The organism is Mesorhizobium sp. P2_A8 (assembly GCF_056404935.1).
In genome coordinates this window covers 1,128,415-1,152,299 of sequence record NZ_JBFUDB010000001.1, presented here as the reverse complement: position 1 = coordinate 1,152,299, position 23,885 = coordinate 1,128,415, and the positions used below count along the sequence as shown (strand labels likewise).

Sequence of the window (23,885 nt, the reverse complement as noted above, 5' to 3'; positions counted from 1 at the left end):
CGCCGGCTATCCCTTTGCATCCGGCTTCCACCCGCGAAGATGAGTGGGACGGTGTTCGCCACTGTCAAGCACCTTCTGCATGGCTTCCCAGGTTCGGATGTTCTTGTCGACATAGGCGGCGCCGACCACGGCCGCGACCGTCGGATAGAGCGGCCCTTTCAGTCTTTCCAGCTCGCCGCGCGCGACGTCGCGGTACCAGGGATTGCGGTCCCTGACGGTGACATCTGCAAAGCCGGCCCGGCGCATCGCCTGCGCGTAACGCGCCGGCGACGCCATGGCGAACGACAAGCCTTCGGCGGCGACGTAGGCCTTCATCTCGGACGACGGTTCGCCGTCATGCGAGATCATCCAGTTGGAGGCGGCGAAGACGCCGCCCGGCTTCAGCACCCGGAAAATCTCCGCGAACAGGCCCTCCTTGTCCGGCACATGCAGCAGCGCATCCTTGGAGAAGACGACATCGAAGGAGCTATCGGCGAACGGCAGCGGTCCCGGCGGGGCCTGAACGAAGCTGGCGCGATCCGTGAACCCGCGAGCGGCGCGCTTCCTCGCCGTTTCGATCACCGGCTGTTCGACATCGAAACCGGTGGCGTGGGCGACGCCATGGCGTTCGACCAGATGCAGCGTGATGCCGCCCGAGCCGCAGCCGATGTCGAGAATTGTCTTGCCCTTAAGCGAGAGCCCTTCGACCACCCGGTCGACCTCGTCCGGCCCGCCCGGCGACAGGTAGCCATCGCCCCACAGCGCCTCGAGGAAGCGGATGGCGGTGTCGTCATACTCAGGCTCGGCTGCTGCCGTTTCGATCATCGCACCTCGGCCCCATTAGCCGATTTGAGCACTTTCGATTGCCGGCAAAGCGTAGCGCATACAGGGCAAAACGCAACACCATTTGTTGAACATTCATTCAATATGGCTGGACAAAATAGCGGCTGCCATGCCAAATTCCGCGCATTCGGGAACAGATCACGCAAAAATGAAGAGCGGGTCAGAATGAAGACTGGGCCAAAATGAAAGCTTGGGATGCGATCATCATCGGCGGCGGACACAACGGATTGGTCAACGCCTGCTACCTGCAGCGCGCCGGCCTCGACGTACTGGTGGTCGAGAAGAACGACTGGGTCGGCGGTGCCGCCACCAGCCGGGAATTGACGCCGGGCTTCCTCTATTCCAACTGCTCCTATGTCTGTTCGCTGTTTCGCCCCGAGATCATGCGCGACCTGGAACTGCCGCGCTTCGGCCTGCAGGTCATCTCTTACGAGGGCGGTGCGGTGTTCACCCGCGACGGCGACTACCTCGCCAACTACCGCGACCACGATGCCCACCGGCGCGAATTCGCCCGCTTCTCGAAACGCGATGCCGAAGCCTATGACCGCTATGCACGCGACGTGACGCGGCAGTGCCGCTTTATCCAGCCGCTTCTGATGCGCACCGCGCCCGACCCGACCAGTTTGCGGCCGCGTGATCTCGGTGAACTGCTCTATCTCGGCAAGAAATTCGCCGGGCTGTCGGCCGAGGAGATGGCGCTGACGCTGCGCTTCTGGACGATGTCGATCTCGGAGTTCCTAGACGAATATTTCGAGACCGATGTCATCAAGGCAAACTTCGCTTTGTCCGGCATCATCGGCACAGCGCTCGGCCCGATGTCGCCCGGCACGGCTTACGTGCTGCTGCACCACTATATGGGCGAGGTCGACGGCTCGGTCGGCGCCTGGGGCTATGCGCGCGGCGGCATGGGCGCCGTCACCAAGGCGCTGGCCGCGTCGTTCAAGGCGTCGGGCGGAACCATCCGCACCGGCGCCGAGGTCGATCATGTGCTCGTCCAGCGCGGCAAGGCCAAGGGCGTGGTGCTGGCCGGCGGCGAGGAGATCCCCGGCAAGCTCGTCGTCTCCAATGCCGATGTGAAGCGCACCTTCCTGAAGCTGGTCGAGGAGAAGGAACTGCCCGACATTTTCCTGCGCCGGGTCAGGAACTTCAAGATCCGCGGCTCGTCCGGCAAGGTCAACATCGCGCTCGATTCGCTGCCGGAATTCCCGGCCCTGCCGAAGGATTCGCCGGTGTATCGCGGCGACATGCATTTCACCGATTCGATGGAGCGCATGGAGCGCGCCTATGACGACTGGAAGGCTGGCCGCTGGTCGGCGGATCCCTTCCTCGACATGGTCATCCCGACGACGCTCGACCCGACCATGGCGCCACCCGGCAAGCACTTCATGAGCTGCTTCGTGCAATACGCACCACCGAAGATTGGCGGTCGAGAATGGACCGATGCCGACCGCGACGGCTTCGCCGAAAGCGTGATTTCGCAGATCGCCGAGTACTCGCCGGGTTTCCGCGACCGCATCGTTCACATGGAGGTTCGCACGCCACGCGAGATCGAGGCCGAGGTCGGCCTCACCGAGGGCAACATCTTCCAGGGCGAACTGACCTTCGACCAGCTTTTGTTCAACCGTCCCGTGCCGGGTTACGCGCAGTACCGGTCGCCGGTTGGTGGCCTCTATATGTGCGGCTCCTCGACCCATCCCGGCGGCGGTGTCATGGGCGCGCCCGGCCGCAATGCCGCGGCCGAAATCCTGCGCGACCTCGCCAAATCGACCTCGCATATGAGCCCGGCCCATGACGTCATTTGATGCGATCATCGTTGGCGGCGGCCATAATGGCCTCGTCGCCGCAGCCACGCTGGCGAGAGCCGGCCGCAAGCTGCTGGTGTTAGAAGCCGGAAGCGAAGTCGGCGGCGCCGCGCGCACCGAGGAATTCGCGCCAGGCTTTCGCGTCTCCTCCGTCGCCCATCTGCTGAACCGGCTGCATCCCGACGTGGTGAAGACGCTGGATCTTGAGAAGCACGGGCTAAGAATCGCCCGCGCCGACTTCATGCCATCGGTTGCGCTGTCGAAGGATGGCCCGCCGCTGATCCTGCATGGCGCCTATGGCGAGGTGCTGACCGGCTCCAATTCGTCCGAGCAGTCCGCCTGGAAGGAATTGCGCGCGCAGTTGCTGCGCTATGCCGGCATCCTGAAACCGTTCCTCTCCCGTCGGCCGCCCGATCTCGCCGGCATGTCGTTGCTCGAGACCGCTTCACTCGGCCAGACCGCGCTGGCGCTGAAAAAACTCGGCAAGGAAGATATGCGCGACTTCCTGCGCGTGCTGCTTATGAACGTTGCCGATCTGCTCGACGAGCAGTTGGATGACGACCGGCTGAAGGGGCTGCTTGCCTTCGATGCGACGCTTGGCAGTCATCTCGGCCCGCGCTCGCCGACCTCATTGCTCGGCCTCTACTACCGGCTGGCAGGCGCGACCGGCGGGGCTACCGGCGCGCAGATACTGCCGCAAGGCGGCATGGGCGCGGTTGTCGCCGCCATCCGTTCCTCGGCGGAAAAGGCCGGCGTCGTTATCCGCACATCGGCGCCGGTGGCGAAGATCATCGTCGAGAACGGCCGTGCCGTCGGCGTCGCGCTCGACAATGGCGAGGTGCTGCGCGCGAGGACGATCGTCTCCGCCATCAATCCGGCGACCACCTTCCTCGACCTCGTCGGGCCGCGCGAGATCGACACCGGCTTCGTTCGCAAGGTGAAGAATATCCGCATGAAGGGCGATACCGCCAAGCTCAATCTGGCGCTCGACCGGCCACCGCAATTCACTGGTGTCGATACCGCCAGCCACAAGGGACGGCTGGTCATCGCCCCCTCGCCCGATTACGTCGAACGCGCCTTCAACCCCTCCAAATATGGCGAGTTCTCGGCCGAGCCGGTAATGGAGATCACGCTGCCCAGCCTTGCCGACCCGTCGCTCGCACCCGGCGGCGCCTGCGTGCTGTCGGCGGTCGTGCAATACGCGCCCTACGCGCTGAAAGAGGGCTGGGCTGCCGGCAGGCCGAAATTCCTCAAGGCGATCATGGCGCAGCTCGAGGCCTATGCGCCTGGCATCGGCAAGAGCATTGTCCACACCGAGTTGCTCACGCCAGCCGACATCGAGACGCGCTATCGCATGCCGGGCGGCCATTGGCACCACGGTGAATTGCAGGCCGACCAGATGCTCATCGCGCGGCCCGTCTCGGGTTGGTCAGGCTACGATACAACCGTCGATGGGCTTTTCCTGGCCGGCGCGGGTTCGCATCCCGGCGGCGGTGTCTCCGGCGCTCCCGGCCTCAACGCCGCGCGGCGCATCATCGCGATGAAGGGGTAAGCCATGGCCCAGGCGACCAAGAACAAGCCCATCTCCGCCCACATCGCCGCGCAAGGCCATTTCCGCACGCTTCGGCTCGGCACGCCGTTCCAGCCGCGCATCGACGCACTGGCCAAAACTCAGGACTGGTACAATTGGGCCGGCTACCGCGCGCCGCATTCACTGTGGGACGAGGAACTCGAATATTTCGTCATCCGCAGTCAGGCGGCGCTGTTCGACATTTCGCCGATGATCAAATACCGGATCGAAGGGCCGGACGCCGAAGCCTTCCTCAACCGCGTTACCTTGCGCGATGTCACCAAGCTAAACCCCGGCCGCGTCCATTACACGGCGTGGTGCGACGACGAGGGCTTTGTCCTCGACGATGGCACGCTATTCCGGCTGTCGTCGACGCGCTTCCGGCTGTGTTCGCAAGAGCGGCATCTCCCCTGGCTGCTCGACAGTGCCATCGGCTTCGACGCAACAGTCGAGGAGGAGACCGAGGCCGTCGCGGGCCTCGCTTTGCAGGGACCGACCTCCTTCGCGGTGCTGCGCGATGCCGGCTTCGCCGGCGTCGATAAGCTGAAGATATTCGACCTAGCCGACTTCCCGCATGACGGCGGCGTCGTCAGTATTTCGCGCACCGGCTTCACCGGTGATCTCGGCTACGAACTGTTCGTGCCGGTCGACAAGGCGCTGAGCCTGTGGGACCGGCTGATGACGGCGGGCGAACTGCGCGGCATCAGCGCCATCGGCTACACCGCGCTCAACCGCGCGAGGCTCGAGGCCGGGCTGATCGTCGCCAATGCCGACTTTACCACCGCCGAGCACGCCATCCGCGCCGATCGCCTGCGCATGCCAGACGAGATCGGCCTCGGCTTCATGATCGATCTCGAGAAAGGTCATTTCAACGGCCGCCGCGCCATCCTCGAAGCCAGGGCGAAACGCAAGCTGCGTCATGTGCTGGTCGGGCTGGAGATCGAAGGCAACATCCCCGCCGAACACGCCATCGTCTACTACAAGAAAAGCGAGGAGGTCGGCCTGGTCAGCGCCGCCATGTGGTCACCGATGGCCAAGCGCAACATCGCCATCGCCTCGCTGGCGCGGCCGTACGGTGATAGCATGGTCGAGGACCTCTGGGTCGAGATCTACGCCATGCGCGAGCTGCAGTACCAGAAGCTGATGAAGCGGGCCAAGGTGGTGGCGCGGCCCTTCATCAAGCTCGACCGCCGCACCGCCAATCCGCCGGCGGATTTCTGACCATGACCGACGAAGCCGAACTGGAAGCAGCTGAACAGTGGGAGCTGGTCAACACGCCGTTCGGCGAGAAATGGTCCGGGCGCACACGCTATGCCGCCGCGATGTTCTTCTACAAGCGTGGCGAGATGACCGCCGAGACGCTTGAGGTCTACCGCATCTGCGCGCGGCTCGATTCGGAAAATCCGCTGCCAATCATCCGGGATCGTGGCGTTGGCAAGGACTGGCTGAAGCGCATAGGTTTCGAATAGATCTTTCTAACCTATGGTTTTCTCGAGCATGCTGAGCCAGTTGCGATAGGCGATCTTCTCGATCAGCGCGCGGCCGAAACCGCGCGCCGCCAGCGCATCGATCAGCTTGGGCAGGCCGGCGACGTCGCCGATGACGGCCGGGATCATGGCGCCGTCGAAATCCGAGCCGAGGCCGACACCGTCTTCCCCCAGCGCCTGCAGCAGCGAATCGACATGGCGCACCATGATGTCGAGGCTGGTGTCGGCATTCATGCGGCCGTCCTCGCGCAGAAAACCGGTGGCGAAGTTCAACCCGACCATGCCGCCCGACTCGCGGATCGCGCCGAGCTGCCAGTCGGTGAGATTGCGCGAATGGCCGCAGATCGCATGCACGTTGGAATGGGTGGCGACCAGCGGCGCATCGCTGAGCGCAGCGACATCGCGAAAGCCCTTCTCGTTGAGATGCGACAGGTCGATCATGATCTTCAGCTGGTTGCAGCCCTTGACCAGCGCCTTGCCGGCATCGGTCAGCCCGGGGCCGGTGTCCGGCGAAGACGGAAAGCGGAACGGCACGCCATGACCGAAGGCGTTCGGCCGGCTCCAGACGATGCCGAGCGAGCGCAGGCCGGCGGCATGCAGCACGTCGAGCATGGTGAGTTCGGGATCGATGGCCTCGACGCCTTCGATGTGGAACACCGCCGCGATCGAGCCTTGCGCCATGGCGTTGCGCACATCGCCGGCACTGCGGCAGACGGTGAGCGCTCCGGCTCGTTCCAGCCTGAACAGGATCGAGGCCATAGCGATCGTCGAGGTCAAAGCATCGGCGCGCGGAACCTCCGGCGGCAGCGGCTCTGCATCGCTCGGCGCCAGCGGCACGGCGCTGCGCCTGGATTTCTCGACGGGCGGCGGAAAGATGGCGAACATGCCGCCGGCAAATCCGCCGGCCTTCGCGCGCGGCAGATCGATGTGGCCGCCCGATTTCCCCTCGAGGAACAGCTTTTCGACGTCTGTGTCTTTGGACTGGTAGAGTCTGAGCAACGTATCGTTGTGGCCGTCGAAGACGGGAACGAGGTCGGTTTCGGTCATTGGGGGATCATTCGGTTCGTTTGTCGGCGCGGTGGCTGCGATATATCATATCCACTTGGGCAAGATGCGCTACCCGTGCAAATGCCAAAGCCATCCCGGCGGCCAAAGCCAGCGGGATGACAGCCTGATGTCGCGCCGTTCCGATCGAAAAATGCCGGCCGATCCTACTGCTTCAGCACGTCGGCCCATTCGTGATGGCGGCGGAACTGGGCATTGGCGAAGGGGCAAAGCGGGATGATCTTCTTGCCCGCCGCACGCGCATCCTCGACGGCGCGAGTGACGAGCCGAAGCCCGGCACCCTGGCCGCGAAAGACGTCCGGCACTTCTGTATGGTCGATGATGATCTGGTGCTCGCCGATCTTGGTGAAGGTCATCTCGGCCTCGGCGCCATCAGGCCCGCGCAGGACATAGCGACCCTTGGAACCGCGATCCTCCAGTTCGATTTCAGGCAGTTGGTCCGGCATCGCTATACTCCCTGGATGGCACCGGCAAAGAGACGCCGTGCCGCCTCGATTTCGTTTGGCCGCACCTCGTGCCCGCCTTCATGCCACTCCACTGTGACATCGGCGCCGTCGGCGCGCAAATGGGCTTCGAGCCGCGTGGTCAGGTTCGGTGGGCAGATCGGATCGCGCCTGCCGGCGGTCACGAGAATGTGGCGACCGGCAAGGCTGCCTTTCACCTCCGGTTCGAACGGGATCAGCGGGTGCATCAGCACCGTGGCATCGAACACTGCCGGCGCGGCGAACACCACCGAGGCCAGGATGTTGGCGCCGTTGGAATAGCCAAGACCAAACACGGCCGAAGGCTTTGCCGCTTCGACATGGGCCTTGACGAAGCCGGCCATCTTGTCTGTCGCCCGCGCCAGATCGTCCATGTCGTAGACGCCCTCGCCGGTGCGGCGGAAGAAGCGCGCAGCACCTTGTTCCGACACATCACCGCGCGGCGAGATGATGGTCGCCTCAGGCGCGAGATCGCGCCCCAGCGACAGCAGCTGGTTCTCATCGGCTCCCGTGCCATGGAAGACGAAGAGCAGCGGACCGCCCGGTGAACCGGGCAGCAGCTTGTGAATGTAAGCGTCCTTGCTCATGATCTCAGCCTTCCAGCTTCTGCAGATGCTGTTCGAGGTAGGGCCGCAGGTGCTGGTGCTGCGTCGGCAGCTTCAGCGCCTCACCGAGATGAGCGGTATCCTCATCCCTGTCAAAACCCGGTTCGTTGGTGGCGACTTCGAACAGCACGCCACCCGGTGTGCGGAAATAGATCGCCCAGAAATAATCGCGATCGATCACCGGCGTCACGCCATAGCCGGTGTCCATCAACGCCTTGCGCACTTCGAGCTGCTTGGCGCGGTTCTCGACGGCGAAGGCGACATGGTGGACGGAGCCGGCGCCGAGATCGGCGAAGGCGGCAGCCGGCAGCGATTCGATGTCGACGACATCTGCGCCATTGCCGTTCTTCACCGCCAATCGCCTGACGTTGCCGGACTTTTCGATTTCCTCGTAACCCATGAACTTCAGCAGCTCCGCGGTGGCGCCGCCATCCTTCAGGCGCAGCGACACGGAATGAAAGCCGCGGATCGCCTCATCAGTGGGAACACCGCCCTTTGCCCACGGCGCTCTGCTGTCGGCCTTGTCCTCGACCAGCGCGAAACCGTCGCCATCGGGACCGGCAAAGGCCAGACGCTTCTCGCCGAAGGTCTCTTCGCGCGACAAGCCGGTGACGCCCTCATCGGCGAAGCGCTTTTCCCAATAGGAGAGCGTGCCTTCCGGCACCGAATAGACCGTGGTGCCGACTTCGCCGACGCCATGACGGCCCTTGCCGATGTCGGGAAACGGGAAATAGGTCATCACCGAACCGGGGGTGCCGGCCTCATCGCCATAGTAGAGATGATAGACGTCAGGCGCGTCGAAATTGACTGTCTTTTTGACCCGGCGCTGACCGAGTTTCCTGGTGAAGAAATCATTGTTCTGCCGGGCATCCCTGGCCATCGAGGTGACGTGATGCAGGCCCTTGATCTGGTCGAGCATTGTCTTGCTCCTTCCCTTGGTGCTGGTGCGGCCCTTGCCGCTGTCCACGCCAATATGAGGACGCGACCGCATGCGGCAAAGGCGGCAAACGCAGAATGGACTGTGCTGTAAAAGTGAACAATCTAAAGAAGTCTGTTCACCAATTGATAAACTTGTCAGGCTTGCGCCATGGCCGGAATTCGGTTCCATGATCGGCGTTTGACCATCATGGGACAAGGGTATCGCGAGTGACAGGAAAAGCCAGGCGCCCGAACATTCTCCTGATCACATGCGACCAATGGCGCGGTGATTGCCTGTCGGCCGCCGGCCATCCGGTGGTGAAGACCCCGAATGCAGACGCGCTGGCGGCCGACGGTGTGCTGTTCAGGCGGCACTACGGTGGCGCAGCACCTTGCTCGCCGGCCCGCGCCTGCCTCTACACCGGCCTCTACCAGATGAACAACCGCGTTTGCCGCAATGGCTCACCGCTCGACGCCCGTCACGGCAACATCGCGCTGCATACCCGCAGCCTCGGCTATGATCCGACGCTGTTCGGCTACACCGACGTGTCGCTCGACCCGCGCCTGCTGGCGCCGAGCGACCCGCGGCTGCAAAGCTATGAGGGCGTGCTGCCGGGATTCACGGTGCGCCAGTTGCTACCCGAGCATCAGAAGCAGTGGCTGTCCTGGCTGAAGCAGCGGGGCATCGATGTCAGCGCCGGATCTCCCGACATCCATCGCCCGGTGAACGACGGCGGCAAGGTGGAGGCCACTGTCAGCAACGCACCGCCCGTCTACTCGAAGGACGCAACGCCAGCGGCCTTCCTGACCGGCGAATTCATGCGCTGGCTCGGTGAGCAGGAGCAGGCCACGCCGTGGTTCGCTCATCTCTCCTTCATCAGCCCGCACCCACCCTTCATCGTGCCGGAGCCATACAACACGCTGTATGATCCAGCCGACGGTGCCGCCTTCCGCCGTGCGGCGAGCTGGCAGGCCGAGGCAAAGAGCCATCCCTATCTCGCCTATGATCTCGGCCAGCAGAAGCAGGCCAAGTTCCGTCCTGGCTCCAGCGGCAAGGTGCATGATTGGAGCGATGACGACTTTCGCCGCGTCCGCGCGATCTATTATGGCATGATCTCCGAGGTCGACGCGCAGCTCGGCCGGATCTGGCAAGCGGTCAAGGCGGCGGGCGCCTGGGACGACACCATCATCGTGCTGACCTCCGACCACGCCGAGATGATGGGCGACCATTTCATGCTGGGCAAGGGCGGCTACTTCGACGGCAGCTACCACATTCCGCTGATCATCCGCGACCCGCGCCAAGGCAAGGCGGCCGGTAGCGTCGATCATTTCACCGAAGCGGTGGATATTTTGCCGACGCTTCTCGACCTGCTTGGTCAAGATGCCGCTCCGCACCTCGATGGACACTCACTGAAGCCGTTCATCAAGGGCGAGCAGCCGTCAGTCTGGCGCGATGCCGCGCACTGGGAATTCGATTTCCGCTCGATTGCCGGAGGCGAGGGCGAACGGCATTTCGGCATCGCCTCACGCCAGTGCAACCTCGCCGTCATCCGCACGGAAAAATTCAAGTATGTGCATTTCGGCGGCGGCCTGCCGCCGCTGCTTTTCGACCTGGAAAGCGATCCGGGTGAATTGAACAGCCTCGCCGCTGATCCTGCCCATCAGGCCGTGCGGCTGGGGTTCGCCGAACGACTGCTTGCCTGGCGAGCCGAACATCTCGACCAGTCGTTGGCATTGGCCGAACTGACCGAGCACGGCGTCGTGGGTTATGTCAGCAGAGGACAAGGAGAGGGCAGTAGGTAAGCCGACGGCCGCAACCCTACTGCCCTACTGCCATTATTCGTTCCTACTGCACGATCAGACGCTGCTGGTCGCGTTTCTCGGCATAGCTGCCCTTGTCGTAGGCGGTTTGCGCTTCGAGCTGTTCCTTGGTGAAGGTCGTGTACAGGTACTTCTTGCCGTCCTTGTCGGTCATGAATTTGAGATTATCCATGCCGATCGCGACTTCCTTCTCGCCAATGCCGAGGAAGCCGCCGACATCGACGATCACCGCATCGGTCTTGCTGTCGGGTGCCAGCACGACGTCGCCAATCTCGCCGACCTTGGCGTCGTTGGCGCCGTAGACTGTCGTGCCCTTCAGTTCATCGCCTCGGATTTCGCCAACTGGCATCTCGGTCAGTGTCGACTTGTCGATAGCTGCCGTCTGAGTTTGATCCGGAGCCGTGGCATCGGGTGTCGTAGCCTCCGCCGTCTTGTCCGCCGTGGCGCCGGACGGTGCAGCGGCCGGCGCCGTTGCCGCGGGCTCATTGGACGCCGTCGTCGCCGGTACCGGGTCATAGGCCTTGCGGTTGAAGTCCGGCTGCGCCTGTAGCTCTTCTCTGGTGGTCTGGGCTACGAGCCAGCGGTCGCCGTTCTTCTCGGCCCACTGGGCCTTGCCGAACTCATAGGCAACATTCTTGGCGCCAAGACCAAGGAAGCCACCGACGCCGATGATCAGCGACTCGGCCTTGCCCTCCTTCGTCAAAACGATGTCGTTGACGCTGCCGATGTTCTGCGCGTCATCACCGGTGCCGTTGTAGACGGTTTCGCCGATGATGTTGGTGGCGAGATTGCCGTCGGCACGCTTCACCGCCTCAGCCGGAGCAGCATTCAAATCGACAGGCGTCTGCGCGGTATCCGTCGTCGCCGGCGCCGTCGGCGCCGTTGCATCGGTCGATGCAGCAGGCGAAGGAGCCGGCGCATAGGGTTTGCTGTCGAACTCCGGTTGCGCCGTCAGTTCGTCCTTGGTCGTCTGGGCGACCAGCCAGCGGTCACCGTTCTTCTCGGCCCATTGCAGCTTGCCATAGTCGAAAGCGACGTTCTTCGCTCCGACACCCAGAAAACCACCGACGCCGATGACGACGGATTTGGCCTGGCCTTCCTTGTCGAAGACGACATCGCTGACCTTGCCGATGTCCTCGGCGTCATCGCCGGTGCCGTTGTAGACGGATTCGCCGATGATGTTGGTGACGATGCTGCCTTCGGCGCTCGGCACCGGAGCGGCGGCTGGTTCCTGGACGGCAGGGGTCTGCGCTGGCGCCGCGGTTGTCGCACTCTGCGCGTAAGCCCCGGTCGCGACCAGCGTTGCGATTGCAGTCGTGGCTAAGAGGTTGCGGATCATGTCAGTCTCTCCTCGTGCGTGATTTCGTGCACGCCACGCCCAGTTGAACCCTCACTGAGGGGACGGACGCGGCATCTGCTACAGCTTCACAACGTCGTGACCATGCTGTTGTTCCGACAAAAAAATGCGCGCCGATGGTGAAAACCAGGGGGATATACGAGGCGGCCGTAAAATGCGTCGTGTGAATTTCGCTGCTCTTGAAACGGAACCTTTCCCGCTTCGTCACGTTTCAGCCTGTGGCTGGGCCTGTCCCGGCCCAATTGCGATTGAATGACGGAGCGGGGCATGAAATTTGCAGCGGTGCTGAACCGGGACGGCGGCACCTTGCGCAACACGGACCTTGCCGTTTTCTCCGACAAGATGCGTCAGACCCTGGAAACGGCAGGCCACTCGCTCAGCATTGAAATTGTTGACGGCAAGGACGTGGTGGAGACGCTCGACGGCGCTGCATCGCGCCGCTCCGTCGACGTCGTACTGGCCGGCGGCGGCGACGGAACCATTTCTGCCGCGGCCGCTCGGCTGATGGGCACCAGGAAGGCGCTCGCCATATTGCCCGCCGGCACCATGAATCTGTTCGCACGCGGGCTGGGCATTCCACAGTCGCTCGATGCCGCGCTGAAATCCTTCGCTGACGGCGAAATCATCGCGGTCGATATAGCCACCGCCAACGGCCGGCCCTTCGTTCACCAGTTCTCGATCGGCATGCATGCGAAGATGGTGCAACTGCGCCAGAAGATGGAATTCGGTTCGCGCTTGGGAAAAATCCGCGCCTCGGCCAGGGCGGCCTGGGCGACGATCAACAATCCACCGGCGATGAATGTGACGCTCAGCATCGGCAAAGCCGAGATGGCGGCCCGCATTACCGGCATCGGCATCACCAACAACCTGTTCGGTGAAGGTCACCTGCCTTACGCCGACAACCCGGCGGGCGGCGTGCTTGGAGTCTATGTCACGGTGGCGCAACAGCGCGCCGAACTGGTCAAATTCTTCTTCAACATGGCGCGCGGCAAGTGGCGCGACAACGAGCACGTGGAAATCCATCAGGCGGACAGAACGGTCCTGAAAATCCATTCGGGCAGCAGGAGGTTTCGCGCCGTCATGGATGGTGAACTGGTCAGGCTTGACCGTGAGACGACGATCGAAATCCGGCCCGGCGCGCTGAATGTCCTGGTGCCGGCCAGCATCGCCGAGGCAAAGGCTGCCTGATGCGACCGCGGACGATGAAAGTTGAAAATCTAGCCGCTTGGCGCGCTTCCTTGCTCTGTTGCCGGCGTCTTGGCCAATTCACCATAGATTTCGGCGATGCCCCAGGCAACGAAGGCCAGAAGCAGCGCGGCAATCAGGATACGCAAGCCGTGCCAGCCCCACCGGCCCTGACGCGCTTTGTTTTCAGGAATGATCTTGACCATTGTCGGTCCTTGTCTCGTTTCGCGCCGACTGGCGCGCTCGGCAAAACACGGTCGGGTAACGGTTCCTCGCTAGGATGGTTCCGGGAAGCCGGCTGGTTGCAGGCCGGCAGGTCCGTGAAGCGGGCAAGACCAGGACGGGGCATTGGGGACTTGGGTGGATAGCAAGGCGGAAACAGTGCCGGATCTGCCGGCCGAAGTTGCGCGCGCGGTCAAGGACGAGGACCGGCTTGCCGTGCTGCAGGGGCTGGAGGTGCTGGACACGGCGGCCGATCCGGATTTCGACCGCATAAGCAGCCTTGCCGCGGCGGCGATGCACGCGCCCATTGCCTTGGTGACGCTCGTCGACCACCAGCGGCAGTGGTTCAAATCCTGTGTCGGTCTGGACGAGACCGAAACGGCGACCGACATATCCTTCTGCGCCCATGCCATTGCCGCCGGCGACGAGCCGATGGTGGTGACGGATGCAACGACGGACCCACGCTTCAAGGCCAACCCGCTGGTCACCGGCAAGCACCATGTGCGCTTCTATGCTGGCGCGCCGATGATCGTGGCGGGCGCCCGCATCGGCACGCTGTGCGTGCTCGACCGCAAGCCGCATGCCTTTCCGTCCCGCGCCAGGCTTGAGCAGTTGAAGGCGCTCGCCGGCCTCGCCGCCAGTCTGTTCACCTTGAAGGATGCGACCCGCAGCGGCGCCATCGCCGAGGCAGCACTCGTGCGCGAGGAAAAGCGGCGCGCCATCGCGCTCGATGCCGCTTCGCTCGCCAGCTGGGCATGGGACATCCGCACCGACATCATCGAATGCGACACCTTGCTGTCGGAGCTGTTCAACTTGCCGCGCTCCAACCGGCTGCGGGCGCGCGACATCCTCACCGCCATCGATCCACGCGACGTCTACCAGACCGAAACCCGCTTTCGTGACGCCTTAACCGGCAGCGACGACTATTTCGGCGAATACCGGGTGAAGGACTTTCATCCACCGCGCTGGCTCGCCACGCGCGGCCGTGTCATCGAGCGCGATGGCGACGGCAGGCCGACACTGATTTTCGGCGTCAACTACGACATCACCGAGCGCAAGCTTGGCGACGAGCGGCAACGGCTGCTGCTGCGCGAGCTCAACCACCGCGTCAAGAACACGCTGGCGACCGTCCAGGCGTTGGCGACGCAGACCGTGCGGCATGCCCGCCAGCCGAGTGAATTTCTCGAAGCCTTCGGCTCCCGGCTTCAGGCCCTGGGCATCGCCCACAATCTGTTGTCCGACCGCGAGTGGCGCGGCATCGGTATCCGCGAACTCGTCCAGATCGAGGTCAGGCCGTTCGACACGACCGAACAGCCACGCATGACGATCTCCGGCGACGAGTTGTTGCTGTCCCCCGACCAGGCCGTCGGACTTGGCCTGATCCTGCACGAACTGGCCAGCAATGCGCTGCAATATGGCTCGCTGTCGGTGGCGTCCGGCAAGGTTGATCTCGACTGGAAGACGCAAGGCAGGAAGGGTGCCCGACGCCTCGTGCTGACCTGGCGCGAGAGCGGCGGCCCGCAAGTCGCTCCGCCGGAGCGACACGGCTTCGGCTCGATCCTCATTCGCCGCAGCCTCGCCAAGGTCATTTCAAGCGAAGTGATCCATGAGTTCCGGCCGGAAGGCGTGTTTTGCCAGATATCGATGCCGCTGGAAGATCTGTCGAAGTGACAGATCATGAAGGTCAGCGAAGCAAAAGTGGAAGCCGGTTTTCGGATCCCCAAATTCACCCGGGGGAGACCGACGACCTTACTTCCGCTCGTCTTCATCCGAATCGTCGGGTTTCACGTTTTCGCGGTAGATGGCGTAGGCGGCCAGCGCCACGGCCGGACCCAGAATGACGCCGAGACCGCCTTTTCCCTTGAGCAGTGCCGGCAGCACGGCAAGCGCGGCGGTGATGCCTATCGCTTTCATGTCGGCATTGCGTCGTTGCGCCCGGCGCCGGGCGCGCGCGCCTGCGGATATCTGGTAAATCAGCAGGATCAGCCCGGCAAGCACCAGGAACCCGGCGCCGAAGCCCAACGCGGCCGCTTGCGATCCGTAGCGGGTTGCGGCCCAGATGTAAGCTGCCCCGACCAGAAAGCCGAGGCCGCAGAGTGCAGCGATTGCGGCGAGCCCATAAACGATTGCCGCCGTGCGTGCACGGCGCATGGCGGCAACGGTTTCGCCAGAGGCGAGACCGGAAATGAGGGATGCCAGCATTCCCATCTGGTATGCGACTAGCGACGCGCGAGAAGCGCGAAGAGGAAGCCGACGCCGGCAGCGATCGCCAGTGACGTCACCGGCTTTTCGCGCACGCTTGCCATCATCTGCGCTTCGATATCCTTGGCGTTGCCGCGCAGACTGTCAAAGGCTGCTTCGCCCTGCGCACGCAGCTGCTCGACCCCTTCCGTGGCCGCACGGCGCGCGGTGCCGTAACCATGCTCGCCGGTCTTGGCCAGCTGCTTGGTTAGCTTGTCGATATCGGCCTTCAACTGCCTGATATCGGCTTCCAGGTCTGAATTCGGCCGGCCTTCGTTAGCGGTCTTTCCTGCGGCAGTTGCCATTGCTTAACTCCTTGTGATTGCTTGATTTCAAACGCGCCGCATGTCTCAAGGTTCCGAGAACCGGGACAAAGTAGCCGAAAACGCCTGCGCGCGCACCCGATCCGACCGCCTCGCGAAAGTCGCTTCGTCAGATCAGCGGCCGGCGCGCCTCGCCCAGCCCTTCCCAGCCGGCGAGCTGCTTGAGCCCTTCATTGTCGGTGACCTCGCAACCGCCGTCGCGCCAGACAATCAGCTTGCGATCCATCAGCTTGCGGATCGTCTTGTTGGTATGAACCAGCGACAGGCCGAGCGTGTCGGCGATGTGCTGTTGCGTGATTGGAATCTGGACGGATTGCTTGCCGTTCAGTCCGACGACCTTGGCCCGGCTGCCGATGAAGGCGATAAGGTAGGCGGCACGCTCGATTGCGCTGCGGCGCCCGAGGCTGAGCAGATTCTCGTCCAGCATGCGCTCTTCGCGCGATGCGATCCAGGTGATGTCGTAGGCCAGCCCGGGATGGTTGCGGTAGAGCTCGTGGAGATACTCGCGTTCGAAAACGCACAGCAGCATCGGCGACAGGGCCTCGACGGAATGCTGCATCTCGCCCATCACGCTGCCCTGTAGGCCGATCAGATCGCCGGGCATGAGATAGTTGAGGATCTGGCGGCGGCCGTCCCGCATCAGCTTGTAGCGAAACGCCCAGCCGGAGAGCACGGTGTAGAGATGAGCGCTGTGGCTTCCCTCCACCAGGACCGTGGCTCCCTTGTCGACGGCGAGCTCGCCCTTCTTGAATTTGCTGATGAAGGCCAGTTCCTGCTTTTCGAAGTCGCGGAAAACCGGTAACGGCCGCAACGGGCAGTTCTCGCAAGGATATTGGCGGCTGGAGAAAGCGCGACCGGTCTGGCCTGACATTTCGACCCCTCTTCGAGTAGCCCGGTCTTCAGAAGGCTGCGTGTCAAACGCGTTGCGCAGATCGAGGTTCCGGGGCGGGCACATGTCTTTTTTAAATGACAGCTCACCAAATAGCGATCATGACTTTCGGTGCGTTTCGAGGAGCCTTTGCCTGTGCCCCCTTTGCTTGACGGATTGCGGATTCTGGTCCTGGAGGATGAATTTCTCATCGCCATGGATGTCGAGCAGCTTTGCCGTGACCATGGCGCCGGCGAGGTGGTGATCGCTCGCGATCTGGCCGAGATCGACGGCCGGCAGGTCGCCACGCACTTCGACGCCGCCATCGTCGACCTCATGCTGGGCGGCACCTCGACGCTCGATTTCGCCTCGGGACTGCGCGCCGCGGGGGTCCCTTTCGTGTTCGCCTCGGGCTATTCGGATCCCGATGAAATCAAGGCATCGTTTCCCGGCGTCAGGCTGGTCGGCAAGCCCTATTCGGGTGATGACCTCATGCAAGCCGTGGCGGCGGCCTGCGGGCGCGCTGCTCCCGGTTGCGACACGATCCCGACTTAAGGTGTGTAGAGGTTCAGGTCTGGCCGAAATGCTGGTTTTCGAGAACCGGAGCTGAGCGCACTTAAAGTACGTGAGCACCGGAAGCGCAGAAACCGGCGTTTGCAGGCCAGCATTCATCTGAACATCACCACACCTTGGTGCGATCGCGCCTCGCGATCGCAGGTCAGCTGGCCGGTGAGCCAGTTACCTGAGCCGAGATTGCATCCGGACCATACTCGTCTTCCCCGGAGATCTTCAGGATCTCCTGCAATCGCGTGCGGGCCCGGCTGACGCGGCTCTTGATCGTCCCGACCGCACAACCGCAAATCTCGGCGGCTTCCTCGTAGGAAAAGCCCGACGCACCGATGAGGATGATGGCTTCGCGCTGGTCCTCCGGCAATTGTTCGAGAGCGCCGCGAAAATCCTTCAGGTCGAGCTGGCCATGCTGGGCCGGATGAACGGCAAGCCTGGCCGTCATGATACCGTCGCTGTCCTGCACCTCACGCCCACGCTTGCGCATCTGCGAATAGAATTCATTGCGCAGGATGGTGAAAAGCCACGCCTTGAGATTGGTGCCGGGCTGGAAGCTCTCATGCTTGTCCCAGGCCTTGACCAGTGTTTCCTGGACGAGGTCGTCCGCCTTGTCGGCATTTTGCGTCAGCGACACGGCAAAGGCGCGCAAGCTCGGGATTGCCCCAAGCAGATCGGTCTTGAAGCCTTGGGAGACCGCTGCCATGCCTCAGTCCTTCTTCTGTGCGGGTTCGGCCTGTTCCAGCTGACTGAGCAACTGGGCGAAGCGATCCGGCACATCGTCAGAGACCAGCTCGTCGTAATATTGTTTAAGTTTGCGTCCGATTTCGGAGTTCGGCCCGAGTGCGTCACCGGAACCGTTCCGGCGCCTGCCCGCGACGCCAGCCAGAATATCTTTCGTCATATCCTTCATTTTGCCCTTGTATTCCCAGCGCCCAAGCCGCTCACAATGTTACTCGACACAACGCAAGCGACACCCTCGTCTGGTTGCCCATCCCGAATTCAAACGCCGTCCCGGCGCTTTAGTTCCATCAAGGTCGGAACTTTTTCTCAAGACCCGCGTTGTTTACCGGGGCTTGCAATCAGCTTGACCTGCAATATGCAATCACGTCATTCTGAGGGAGACGTCTTACCATGAGCTTATCCGCCACCATCGCACCACATCTGCCGTTCCTGCGCCGCTTCTCGCGGGCCGTTTCCGGATCGCAGGAGAGTGGCGACGCGCTGGTCGCCGCGATGCTCGAGGCCATCATCGCCGATGTCGATATCTTTCCCGAGGCTTCGAACGAGCGCATTGCGCTGTACAAGGTTTTCGCCAAGCTGTTCACATCGGTCGCCATCCGCGTTCCGCAGGAGCAGCCGCAATCAGCATGGGAACAGCGCGCCGCCGCCAATCTGAATGCGATTGCGCCGCGCCCGCGCCAGGCCTTCCTGCTCGTCGCCGTCGAAGGTTTCAGCGAAGACGAAGCCGCCGAGATTCTCGATGTCGGCGACCAGGAGTTTTCAGAGCTGCTTGCCCAGGCAAGCAACGAGATATCCCGCCAGGTGGCAACGGACGTACTGATCATCGAGGACGAACCGCTGATCGCCATGGATATAGAAGAAATGGTCGAGAGCCTCGGCCATCGCGTCGTCGGAACGGCGCGCACTCATGCCGAGGCGGTGACTATGTTCGCCAAGACGCGTCCGAAGATGGTGCTGGCCGACATCCAGCTTGCCGACGGCAGTTCGGGCATCGAGGCTGTGAACGAGATCCTGTCGTCGACATCGGTGCCGGTGATCTTCATCACCGCCTTTCCCGAGCGTCTCCTGACCGGCGAACGCCCTGAGCCGGCCTTCCTGGTCACCAAGCCGTTCAACCCTGATATGGTCAAGGCACTGATCAGCCAGGCGCTGTTCTTCGATCGCCAGGCGAAAGCCGCCGCGTAAGGCCGCAGCACTTCCTGACGACGCCACATCAAGGACCGCCTGACGCGATGCATCAGGCGGTCTTTTGGCATGCCGCACCCGTCACCAGCGAATTACCGGCGCCACCCTGCTCAGAACGATTTGCAGGCATCGCCTTTTTCGGCAAATGGTGGAACAAACCGCATCTAACCACGTTTTCATCGCACCATTCGAAGGAGATGGATCATGCTTTACTGGGCGCTCGTATTTCTCGTCGTGGCAATCATAGCCGGCGCGCTTGGTTTCGGCGGCATCGCCGGCACGTCTGCCGGCATAGCGCAGATATTGTTTTTCATCTTTCTCGCTTTCCTGGTGATTTCGCTTCTTGCCGGCCTGTTCAAACGGGCGTGACGACCGAGCGATCATCCGAGCGAACACTGGAAGCCGCACCCCTCAAACGGTTTCCAGCCACCGCCGGGCGGTATCCTTAAACGGATGCCGCTCGGCGGACTGCTTTTGGAGCCCGGTTTTCGGGTAACCCTCGTTGGAACCCATTTCACAGTGAGCCGTTCAGCCTTCAGCCCTGAGTTGGGTGGACAGATTGGCCGATGCGTTCCAGAACCGGAGATAGGAAAGACAACGTGCAGAGCGATGAAGTCATCGCGCTGCATCCTGCCGAAAGCGGGATGCAACTTGGCCGGGCTCTTCTCCACGCGCTGCACAATGCCGGCATTTCCGTTCTCTATCAGGATCGCGAAATGAAAACGGTATGGGCGCGCAACATGCGTGCGCCCTGGGTTTCCGACACCGCTGACGGCAACGGCATCCTGCCAGCGGCGCAGGTCGACCGCATCGGTGCGGCCAAGCGCGACGTCATCGCATCCGGCAATCCGCAACGCCTTGAAATCAGTGTTCCCGCCGAAGACGGCTTTCGCTGGTTTCAGGTGTGGGTCGACGCCGACCATGGCGATGGCGGCACAGTGCAGGGCGTCGTCACCACCATGGTTGAAACGACCGACCAGAAGCGCCGTGAGCAGACCCTGACGACGCTGTTGCGCGAAGTCAGCCATCGCTCGAAGAACCTCCTGGCGATCATTCAAAGCATAGCCACCCAGACCGGGCGCTATTCCGATGGCATCGCTGATTTCCTGACCCGCTTTCGCGGCCGGCTGCAATCGCTGGCCTCGTCCCAGGATCTGGTGACGTCCTCCAACTGGCGGGGCGCGGCACTTCGCGAGCTGGTGTCGGGCCAAGTCGGTCGCAACGGGGTGGATCCGTCGCACGGCCTGCGCTTCCGCGGCGCAAATCCCTATCTCAATCCCAACGCCGCGCTGCACATCGGCCTTGCCATACATGAACTCGCCGTCAATTCGGTCAGCTATGGCGCCCTTTCGCATGCGGACGGCTTCGTCGAAGTAACGGCCGATCTTGAAACCGCTGTCGAGGGCGTCGCGCTGTCGCTGATATGGGCCGAAGCGATATCGGCGAGCGACATCGAGCGCAGCCAGAAGCGCTTCGGCAGTGTCGCGCTTGAGCGAGTCGTGCCCGCCTCGCTGAACGGAACCGCGACGCTTGAAATAATGCCGGACCGCCTTGAATACCGCCTTGTCGTTCCTCATGGCAATTTCGAGACGGAATGAGCGCGCGCCTTCGCCAGCTCGTCCTTAACCGGCTATTCACCATAAAAGCGGATGCTGTTTTTCCCAGACACCGCTGGAACCCGCCGCGCCGCCGGACATTGCCGCAGCAGGACTTGCAGTATGGTGCGGGAGGAATGGCTTGATGGTTGCCGACATGAACAGACTGGAGCAGGCCGCTCGGATTTCGATGGGCGGCTTTCAGGACTCTGACGCGTCCGCGCCGCCGCCACCTGCGGCTTCTCACATCTCGCTGCGCCTTGCCTGCCTGGGTCTGACCACGGTGATCGTCGCGGTCGTCCTGTTGCAGTTGGTCTCCTGAGGTCCATCCCCGCGCCTGCAACCGCAGCCAGCGCCGGAATTACCCATCGCGCCGCGTTATTTCGCTCGGCGGCCCGGCGGTCAGGAACTTTGGCGACCATCGACCGTTACTATGGCGAGAGGACATGTCGCCATGGAACACATCGCTGCATTGCTGCTGGTTATCGGTTGCTCGAACACGATGGCCGACTGCCGTGAACTCCAGATACCGGTTAGCGTTTTCGAGACCGCCGACCAGTGTGTCGCCGAACGGCCGTTCGCCATGGGCGACGTGCAGGGGCAGGCCCAGCGCATCGTCGCCAAATGCCTTGCCGTCGATCCGGCGCTCGAAGACGACTATGATCAGATCGTCTGGAACGTGCGTGCGGATGGCACACTCGATGCTTCCCTGGAAATTTCCAACGTCGTGATGGCATCGAGCGCGGTGCGCCCAGAAAAAGACTATCTTAGCCAACAATAAATTCGAGCAGCAAAGGCCGTCATTTCGTGCTAAATGGTTGCTGGAGCTTACCAAAAGTGTGGACACCAAGTGAGGAGTGACTCTATGCGGAAGATGATTATTGCCATGATTGCGGTGGCTGCCCTCAGCGGCTGCACCAGCACCGAGCAGGATGTCGTTGGCGGCGGCTTGATTGGCGCCGGCATCGGCGGCCTGGTCGGCGGCGGCAAGGGCGCGCTGATCGGCGCGGCTGTCGGTGCCGGATCCGGCCTGCTGGTTCGCAGGCTGCAGAACGGCTATTGCCAGTATCGCGATCATCGCGGCCGGATCTACACGGCTCGCTGCAACTAGTTCGGCGATAATCGAAATGTCGATCCGGAGACCGGTCCGCCGGCCTCCGGATTTTCGATGTCTGGACGCTAAATTTTTGTTCGCCCGATGGTCGCTGTTGGATCAATTCCAGGAAAAGCGTGAAACGGTTTTCCGTCCGGAATTGCGTCAAACAAGGCCCTAGGCCGTCAGCGGAATTCTGATCTCCACATTCAATCCGTCATCGCGATAATCGCGATGGATCGTACCGCGCAATTCGCGCGTGACGTTGAGGTCGATCAGCTTGGTGCCGAATCCGGTCTTGGCGGGCGCTTCGAGTTTCTTCTGCCCGGTTTCCCGCCAATTGAGAGCCAGCACGCTGTCGCGCCCACGTCCTTCGACCGACCAGTCGACCTTGAGCGCGCCAACTGAATTGCCGGCTTCGCCATATTTCAGGGCATTCGTCGCGAGTTCGTGGAAAGTCAGGCCGAGCGCTTGCGTCGTGGTTTCGTCGAGCAGCACCTCCGGTCCCGACAACAGCTCTTCGGGCAGCTCCTTGCCGAACACCTGACCGAGTTCGATGCGCAGGAGATCGCCAAGATCGGCCTTCTGCCAGCGCGAGCGCGTCAGCATGTCCTGGGATGCCGCCATCGCCTGCAGCCTGGCGGAGAAGGATGAGGAAAACTCGTTGACGTCAGTGGCTCGCGAAGCCGTCTGGCGCGCGATCGCCAGCACCCTGGTAATCGAGTTCTTGATGCGATGCTTCATCTCCTGCAGCATCAGGTCTTTTTCGAGCAGGCTCTTTTCTGTCGTTTCGTGCAAACGCGAGGCCGCCTCATAGGCCCGCTCCTGATAGCGTGCCACCAGCGCGATGGCGCCCGCCAGCAGCAGTCCGAACAGCCCCAGCAGCACCGGAATGGCGCGCGACGACGGCTGCGAGAAGGCGCTTGTCGGCCGGAACAGGACCGTCCACGGTTGGCCGGCCACCGTGATCTTGCGGGTGATCAGCAGCCTGTCCCCGAAGGAGGAAGCCGGCGGCGTCTCTGACCGGAACAAGAGATTGTCACCACTCACCGCGCCGTCGTAGATTTCGGTGTTGACCGGCAGCAGCGGCGAGCGGCTGAGCGCTATCTGGAACAGGTCCCGGGCCCGAAACGCCGCATAGAGAAAGCCGGCCGTCGAGGACCTCGACGCATTGATGACATCGGGTGCGGTTTCGACATTGAGCCGCACGAAGACGAAGAAGCCGGTGAAGGTCTGCGCAGCACCCGTATTCTGGCCCAGTTGCACCAGCCCGCTGGCGTGCTGCTGGTCGTCCGACATTGCCTTTTCGATGGCCGCGCGCCGCACCGGTTCGCTGAACATGTCGTAGCCGATGCTGGTCTGGTTGGACGGGTCCAGCGGCTCGAACAGCACGATGGGGGTACGCCAGGGCTGCGTGGTATCAGGATAGATTGGGTGGCTGACACCCCAGTCGTGCAGCATATCGCGTTCGACCGCAGCCTCGTCGCCAGCCTTGGCCAGCCTGAGAAAGCCGATACCGCGCAAGCCGGCGAAATTGTTGTCGACATCGAGTGCGTTGAAGAACGCCTTGAACTCGTTCTGGGAGATATCGCCGTTGCGGGCATCGAACAGCGCCCGGGTCGACCGCAGCAGCGACAGATGCAGGTCGATGCGGCTCTCGATTCGGTTGAGCGCATCGTCGGCCGTTGCTTCGAACTTGATGCGTGCGGCCTCCTGGGTCGCGAAATAGGCCAACCCCGCCATCGTCATGCTGATCAGCGCAACGGCGATGAACGCGACGATTGGAAAAAGCTTCTTCAACGTATGATGCGGTCCATGGGCAATGTCGGACCTTTATGGGCAAGTCGCCGTGCCAACACAATGGCAAGGCCAAGCCATCATGACAGCTGGCATATCACATGACCGGCAACCGGCGACCGGCATGCTCGTCCGGCCA

General features: G+C 62.7%; 27 protein-coding genes. 14 read left to right on the top strand and 13 right to left on the bottom strand.

Annotation, left to right across the window (positions count from 1 at the left end):
- Nucleotides 1–6: 6 nt before the first annotated feature.
- Entirely contained in the window at nucleotides 7–804 is a 798-nt protein-coding gene (locus tag AC1D10_RS05670; protein WP_477269452.1) for a class I SAM-dependent methyltransferase, read from the bottom strand.
- A 200-nt stretch (nucleotides 805–1,004) separates the two neighbouring features.
- Here AC1D10_RS05670 and AC1D10_RS05665 point away from each other — a divergent pair, with 200 nt between their 5' ends.
- From AC1D10_RS05665 to AC1D10_RS05650, 4 genes are read left to right on the top strand one after another with little or no spacing between them, the layout of a single operon-like run.
- On the top strand, nucleotides 1,005–2,624 hold the full coding sequence (locus tag AC1D10_RS05665) for a phytoene desaturase family protein (protein ID WP_477269450.1): 1,620 nt from the start codon (nucleotides 1,005–1,007) through the stop codon (nucleotides 2,622–2,624).
- Nucleotides 2,611–4,176, top strand: a complete 1,566-nt coding sequence (locus AC1D10_RS05660; RefSeq protein WP_477269448.1) for a phytoene desaturase family protein — start codon at nucleotides 2,611–2,613, stop codon at nucleotides 4,174–4,176. The genes AC1D10_RS05665 and AC1D10_RS05660 overlap by 14 nt, the downstream gene beginning before the upstream one ends.
- A 3-nt stretch (nucleotides 4,177–4,179) precedes the next feature.
- The gene (locus AC1D10_RS05655) at nucleotides 4,180–5,415 is read left to right on the top strand and encodes an aminomethyl transferase family protein (RefSeq protein WP_477269446.1); all 1,236 of its coding nucleotides are present in this window, start codon (nucleotides 4,180–4,182) and stop codon (nucleotides 5,413–5,415) included.
- A 2-nt stretch (nucleotides 5,416–5,417) separates the two neighbouring features.
- On the top strand, nucleotides 5,418–5,663 hold the full coding sequence (locus AC1D10_RS05650; protein ID WP_477269444.1) for a hypothetical protein: 246 nt from the start codon (nucleotides 5,418–5,420) through the stop codon (nucleotides 5,661–5,663).
- Nucleotides 5,664–5,669: 6 nt separating this feature from the next.
- On the opposite strand, the gene AC1D10_RS05645 is transcribed toward AC1D10_RS05650, so the two are convergent.
- From AC1D10_RS05645 to AC1D10_RS05630, 4 genes are all read right to left on the bottom strand, one after another.
- Nucleotides 5,670–6,728, bottom strand: a complete 1,059-nt coding sequence (locus AC1D10_RS05645) for a dipeptidase (RefSeq protein WP_477269441.1) — start codon at nucleotides 6,726–6,728, stop codon at nucleotides 5,670–5,672.
- A 164-nt stretch (nucleotides 6,729–6,892) separates the two neighbouring features.
- Nucleotides 6,893–7,192: a GNAT family N-acetyltransferase gene (locus AC1D10_RS05640; protein ID WP_095089283.1), complete on the bottom strand. Its 300-nt coding sequence runs from the start codon at nucleotides 7,190–7,192 to the stop codon at nucleotides 6,893–6,895.
- A gap of 2 nt (nucleotides 7,193–7,194) precedes the next feature.
- On the bottom strand, nucleotides 7,195–7,815 hold the full coding sequence (locus tag AC1D10_RS05635; RefSeq protein ID WP_477269439.1) for an alpha/beta hydrolase: 621 nt from the start codon (nucleotides 7,813–7,815) through the stop codon (nucleotides 7,195–7,197).
- A gap of 4 nt (nucleotides 7,816–7,819) precedes the next feature.
- Nucleotides 7,820–8,752, bottom strand: a complete 933-nt coding sequence (locus AC1D10_RS05630; protein WP_477269437.1) for a VOC family protein — start codon at nucleotides 8,750–8,752, stop codon at nucleotides 7,820–7,822.
- 227 nt (nucleotides 8,753–8,979) lie between these two features.
- Between AC1D10_RS05630 and AC1D10_RS05625 the strand changes: the two genes are divergently transcribed.
- Nucleotides 8,980–10,554 (top strand): alkaline phosphatase family protein, encoded by a 1,575-nt coding sequence (locus AC1D10_RS05625; RefSeq protein WP_477269435.1) that lies wholly within the window; start codon nucleotides 8,980–8,982, stop codon nucleotides 10,552–10,554.
- A 43-nt stretch (nucleotides 10,555–10,597) separates the two neighbouring features.
- Here the strand turns inward: AC1D10_RS05625 and AC1D10_RS05620 are convergent, their stop codons facing one another.
- Nucleotides 10,598–11,911, bottom strand: a complete 1,314-nt coding sequence (locus tag AC1D10_RS05620) for a PRC-barrel domain-containing protein (RefSeq protein ID WP_477269433.1) — start codon at nucleotides 11,909–11,911, stop codon at nucleotides 10,598–10,600.
- Between the two features lie 285 nt (nucleotides 11,912–12,196).
- On the opposite strand from AC1D10_RS05620, the gene AC1D10_RS05615 reads away from it, so the two are divergent.
- On the top strand, nucleotides 12,197–13,117 hold the full coding sequence (locus AC1D10_RS05615; protein ID WP_477269431.1) for a diacylglycerol/lipid kinase family protein: 921 nt from the start codon (nucleotides 12,197–12,199) through the stop codon (nucleotides 13,115–13,117).
- A gap of 29 nt (nucleotides 13,118–13,146) precedes the next feature.
- On the opposite strand, the gene AC1D10_RS05610 is transcribed toward AC1D10_RS05615, so the two are convergent.
- Nucleotides 13,147–13,320 carry a hypothetical protein gene (locus tag AC1D10_RS05610; protein WP_477269429.1) on the bottom strand — a complete coding sequence of 58 codons (174 nt, stop codon included), beginning with the start codon at nucleotides 13,318–13,320 and terminating at the stop codon, nucleotides 13,147–13,149.
- A 154-nt stretch (nucleotides 13,321–13,474) separates the two neighbouring features.
- On the opposite strand from AC1D10_RS05610, the gene AC1D10_RS05605 reads away from it, so the two are divergent.
- Nucleotides 13,475–15,007, top strand: a complete 1,533-nt coding sequence (locus AC1D10_RS05605; RefSeq protein WP_477269427.1) for a sensor histidine kinase — start codon at nucleotides 13,475–13,477, stop codon at nucleotides 15,005–15,007.
- Nucleotides 15,008–15,085: 78 nt separating this feature from the next.
- Here the strand turns inward: AC1D10_RS05605 and AC1D10_RS05600 are convergent, their stop codons facing one another.
- From AC1D10_RS05600 to AC1D10_RS05590, 3 genes are all read right to left on the bottom strand, one after another.
- Nucleotides 15,086–15,544: a hypothetical protein gene (locus AC1D10_RS05600; protein ID WP_477269425.1), complete on the bottom strand. Its 459-nt coding sequence runs from the start codon at nucleotides 15,542–15,544 to the stop codon at nucleotides 15,086–15,088.
- 11 nt (nucleotides 15,545–15,555) lie between these two features.
- Nucleotides 15,556–15,882, bottom strand: a complete 327-nt coding sequence (locus AC1D10_RS05595; RefSeq protein ID WP_477269423.1) for an ElaB/YgaM/YqjD family protein — start codon at nucleotides 15,880–15,882, stop codon at nucleotides 15,556–15,558.
- A 127-nt stretch (nucleotides 15,883–16,009) separates the two neighbouring features.
- Nucleotides 16,010–16,771 carry a Crp/Fnr family transcriptional regulator gene (locus AC1D10_RS05590; RefSeq protein WP_477269421.1) on the bottom strand — a complete coding sequence of 254 codons (762 nt, stop codon included), beginning with the start codon at nucleotides 16,769–16,771 and terminating at the stop codon, nucleotides 16,010–16,012.
- Between the two features lie 213 nt (nucleotides 16,772–16,984).
- Between AC1D10_RS05590 and AC1D10_RS05585 the strand changes: the two genes are divergently transcribed.
- Nucleotides 16,985–17,323 (top strand): response regulator, encoded by a 339-nt coding sequence (locus tag AC1D10_RS05585; RefSeq protein WP_477269858.1) that lies wholly within the window; start codon nucleotides 16,985–16,987, stop codon nucleotides 17,321–17,323.
- Nucleotides 17,324–17,486: 163 nt separating this feature from the next.
- Here the strand turns inward: AC1D10_RS05585 and AC1D10_RS05580 are convergent, their stop codons facing one another.
- Together AC1D10_RS05580 and AC1D10_RS05575 are read right to left on the bottom strand one after the other, a co-directional pair.
- On the bottom strand, nucleotides 17,487–18,038 hold the full coding sequence (locus AC1D10_RS05580; RefSeq protein ID WP_027037058.1) for a sigma-70 family RNA polymerase sigma factor: 552 nt from the start codon (nucleotides 18,036–18,038) through the stop codon (nucleotides 17,487–17,489).
- A 3-nt stretch (nucleotides 18,039–18,041) separates the two neighbouring features.
- Complete coding sequence (locus tag AC1D10_RS05575; protein ID WP_184875843.1) at nucleotides 18,042–18,245, bottom strand: NepR family anti-sigma factor; 204 nt, start codon at nucleotides 18,243–18,245, stop codon at nucleotides 18,042–18,044.
- A 221-nt stretch (nucleotides 18,246–18,466) separates the two neighbouring features.
- Between AC1D10_RS05575 and AC1D10_RS05570 the strand changes: the two genes are divergently transcribed.
- The 6 genes from AC1D10_RS05570 to AC1D10_RS05545 all read left to right on the top strand — a co-directional run bounded on the left by AC1D10_RS05570 (nucleotide 18,467) and on the right by AC1D10_RS05545 (nucleotide 21,967).
- Nucleotides 18,467–19,261 carry a response regulator gene (locus AC1D10_RS05570; RefSeq protein ID WP_477269418.1) on the top strand — a complete coding sequence of 265 codons (795 nt, stop codon included), beginning with the start codon at nucleotides 18,467–18,469 and terminating at the stop codon, nucleotides 19,259–19,261.
- A gap of 204 nt (nucleotides 19,262–19,465) precedes the next feature.
- Nucleotides 19,466–19,630, top strand: a complete 165-nt coding sequence (locus AC1D10_RS05565; protein WP_027031438.1) for a DUF1328 domain-containing protein — start codon at nucleotides 19,466–19,468, stop codon at nucleotides 19,628–19,630.
- A gap of 197 nt (nucleotides 19,631–19,827) precedes the next feature.
- Nucleotides 19,828–20,859 (top strand): sensor histidine kinase, encoded by a 1,032-nt coding sequence (locus tag AC1D10_RS05560; protein ID WP_477269416.1) that lies wholly within the window; start codon nucleotides 19,828–19,830, stop codon nucleotides 20,857–20,859.
- Between the two features lie 142 nt (nucleotides 20,860–21,001).
- On the top strand, nucleotides 21,002–21,178 hold the full coding sequence (locus AC1D10_RS05555) for a hypothetical protein (protein WP_477269414.1): 177 nt from the start codon (nucleotides 21,002–21,004) through the stop codon (nucleotides 21,176–21,178).
- A gap of 132 nt (nucleotides 21,179–21,310) precedes the next feature.
- Nucleotides 21,311–21,637, top strand: coding sequence for a hypothetical protein (locus AC1D10_RS05550; RefSeq protein ID WP_477269412.1), 327 nt, complete (start codon nucleotides 21,311–21,313; stop codon nucleotides 21,635–21,637).
- 84 nt (nucleotides 21,638–21,721) lie between these two features.
- Nucleotides 21,722–21,967, top strand: coding sequence for a YMGG-like glycine zipper-containing protein (locus tag AC1D10_RS05545; RefSeq protein ID WP_258590249.1), 246 nt, complete (start codon nucleotides 21,722–21,724; stop codon nucleotides 21,965–21,967).
- Between the two features lie 159 nt (nucleotides 21,968–22,126).
- Here AC1D10_RS05545 and AC1D10_RS05540 read toward each other — a convergent pair whose 3' ends face one another.
- A complete protein-coding gene (locus AC1D10_RS05540; protein WP_477269410.1) occupies nucleotides 22,127–23,749 on the bottom strand; it encodes a CHASE domain-containing protein in 1,623 nt (540 codons plus the stop codon).
- Nucleotides 23,750–23,885: the final 136 nt, after the last annotated feature.

Coding starts and splice junctions, on each gene's coding strand:
- AC1D10_RS05670 (WP_477269452.1), bottom strand. CDS start 804: ATGATCGAAACGGCAGCAGCCGAGCCTGAGTATGACGACACCGCCATC.
- AC1D10_RS05665 (WP_477269450.1), top strand. CDS start 1,005: ATGAAAGCTTGGGATGCGATCATCATCGGCGGCGGACACAACGGATTG.
- AC1D10_RS05660 (WP_477269448.1), top strand. CDS start 2,611: ATGACGTCATTTGATGCGATCATCGTTGGCGGCGGCCATAATGGCCTC.
- AC1D10_RS05655 (WP_477269446.1), top strand. CDS start 4,180: ATGGCCCAGGCGACCAAGAACAAGCCCATCTCCGCCCACATCGCCGCG.
- AC1D10_RS05650 (WP_477269444.1), top strand. CDS start 5,418: ATGACCGACGAAGCCGAACTGGAAGCAGCTGAACAGTGGGAGCTGGTC.
- AC1D10_RS05645 (WP_477269441.1), bottom strand. CDS start 6,728: ATGACCGAAACCGACCTCGTTCCCGTCTTCGACGGCCACAACGATACG.
- AC1D10_RS05640 (WP_095089283.1), bottom strand. CDS start 7,192: ATGCCGGACCAACTGCCTGAAATCGAACTGGAGGATCGCGGTTCCAAG.
- AC1D10_RS05635 (WP_477269439.1), bottom strand. CDS start 7,815: ATGAGCAAGGACGCTTACATTCACAAGCTGCTGCCCGGTTCACCGGGC.
- AC1D10_RS05630 (WP_477269437.1), bottom strand. CDS start 8,752: ATGCTCGACCAGATCAAGGGCCTGCATCACGTCACCTCGATGGCCAGG.
- AC1D10_RS05620 (WP_477269433.1), bottom strand. CDS start 11,911: ATGATCCGCAACCTCTTAGCCACGACTGCAATCGCAACGCTGGTCGCG.
- AC1D10_RS05615 (WP_477269431.1), top strand. CDS start 12,197: ATGAAATTTGCAGCGGTGCTGAACCGGGACGGCGGCACCTTGCGCAAC.
- AC1D10_RS05610 (WP_477269429.1), bottom strand. CDS start 13,320: ATGGTCAAGATCATTCCTGAAAACAAAGCGCGTCAGGGCCGGTGGGGC.
- AC1D10_RS05600 (WP_477269425.1), bottom strand. CDS start 15,544: ATGGGAATGCTGGCATCCCTCATTTCCGGTCTCGCCTCTGGCGAAACC.
- AC1D10_RS05595 (WP_477269423.1), bottom strand. CDS start 15,882: ATGGCAACTGCCGCAGGAAAGACCGCTAACGAAGGCCGGCCGAATTCA.
- AC1D10_RS05590 (WP_477269421.1), bottom strand. CDS start 16,771: ATGTCAGGCCAGACCGGTCGCGCTTTCTCCAGCCGCCAATATCCTTGC.
- AC1D10_RS05585 (WP_477269858.1), top strand. CDS start 16,985: ATGGATGTCGAGCAGCTTTGCCGTGACCATGGCGCCGGCGAGGTGGTG.
- AC1D10_RS05580 (WP_027037058.1), bottom strand. CDS start 18,038: ATGGCAGCGGTCTCCCAAGGCTTCAAGACCGATCTGCTTGGGGCAATC.
- AC1D10_RS05575 (WP_184875843.1), bottom strand. CDS start 18,245: ATGAAGGATATGACGAAAGATATTCTGGCTGGCGTCGCGGGCAGGCGC.
- AC1D10_RS05570 (WP_477269418.1), top strand. CDS start 18,467: ATGAGCTTATCCGCCACCATCGCACCACATCTGCCGTTCCTGCGCCGC.
- AC1D10_RS05565 (WP_027031438.1), top strand. CDS start 19,466: ATGCTTTACTGGGCGCTCGTATTTCTCGTCGTGGCAATCATAGCCGGC.
- AC1D10_RS05560 (WP_477269416.1), top strand. CDS start 19,828: ATGCGTTCCAGAACCGGAGATAGGAAAGACAACGTGCAGAGCGATGAA.
- AC1D10_RS05555 (WP_477269414.1), top strand. CDS start 21,002: ATGGTTGCCGACATGAACAGACTGGAGCAGGCCGCTCGGATTTCGATG.
- AC1D10_RS05550 (WP_477269412.1), top strand. CDS start 21,311: ATGGAACACATCGCTGCATTGCTGCTGGTTATCGGTTGCTCGAACACG.
- AC1D10_RS05545 (WP_258590249.1), top strand. CDS start 21,722: ATGCGGAAGATGATTATTGCCATGATTGCGGTGGCTGCCCTCAGCGGC.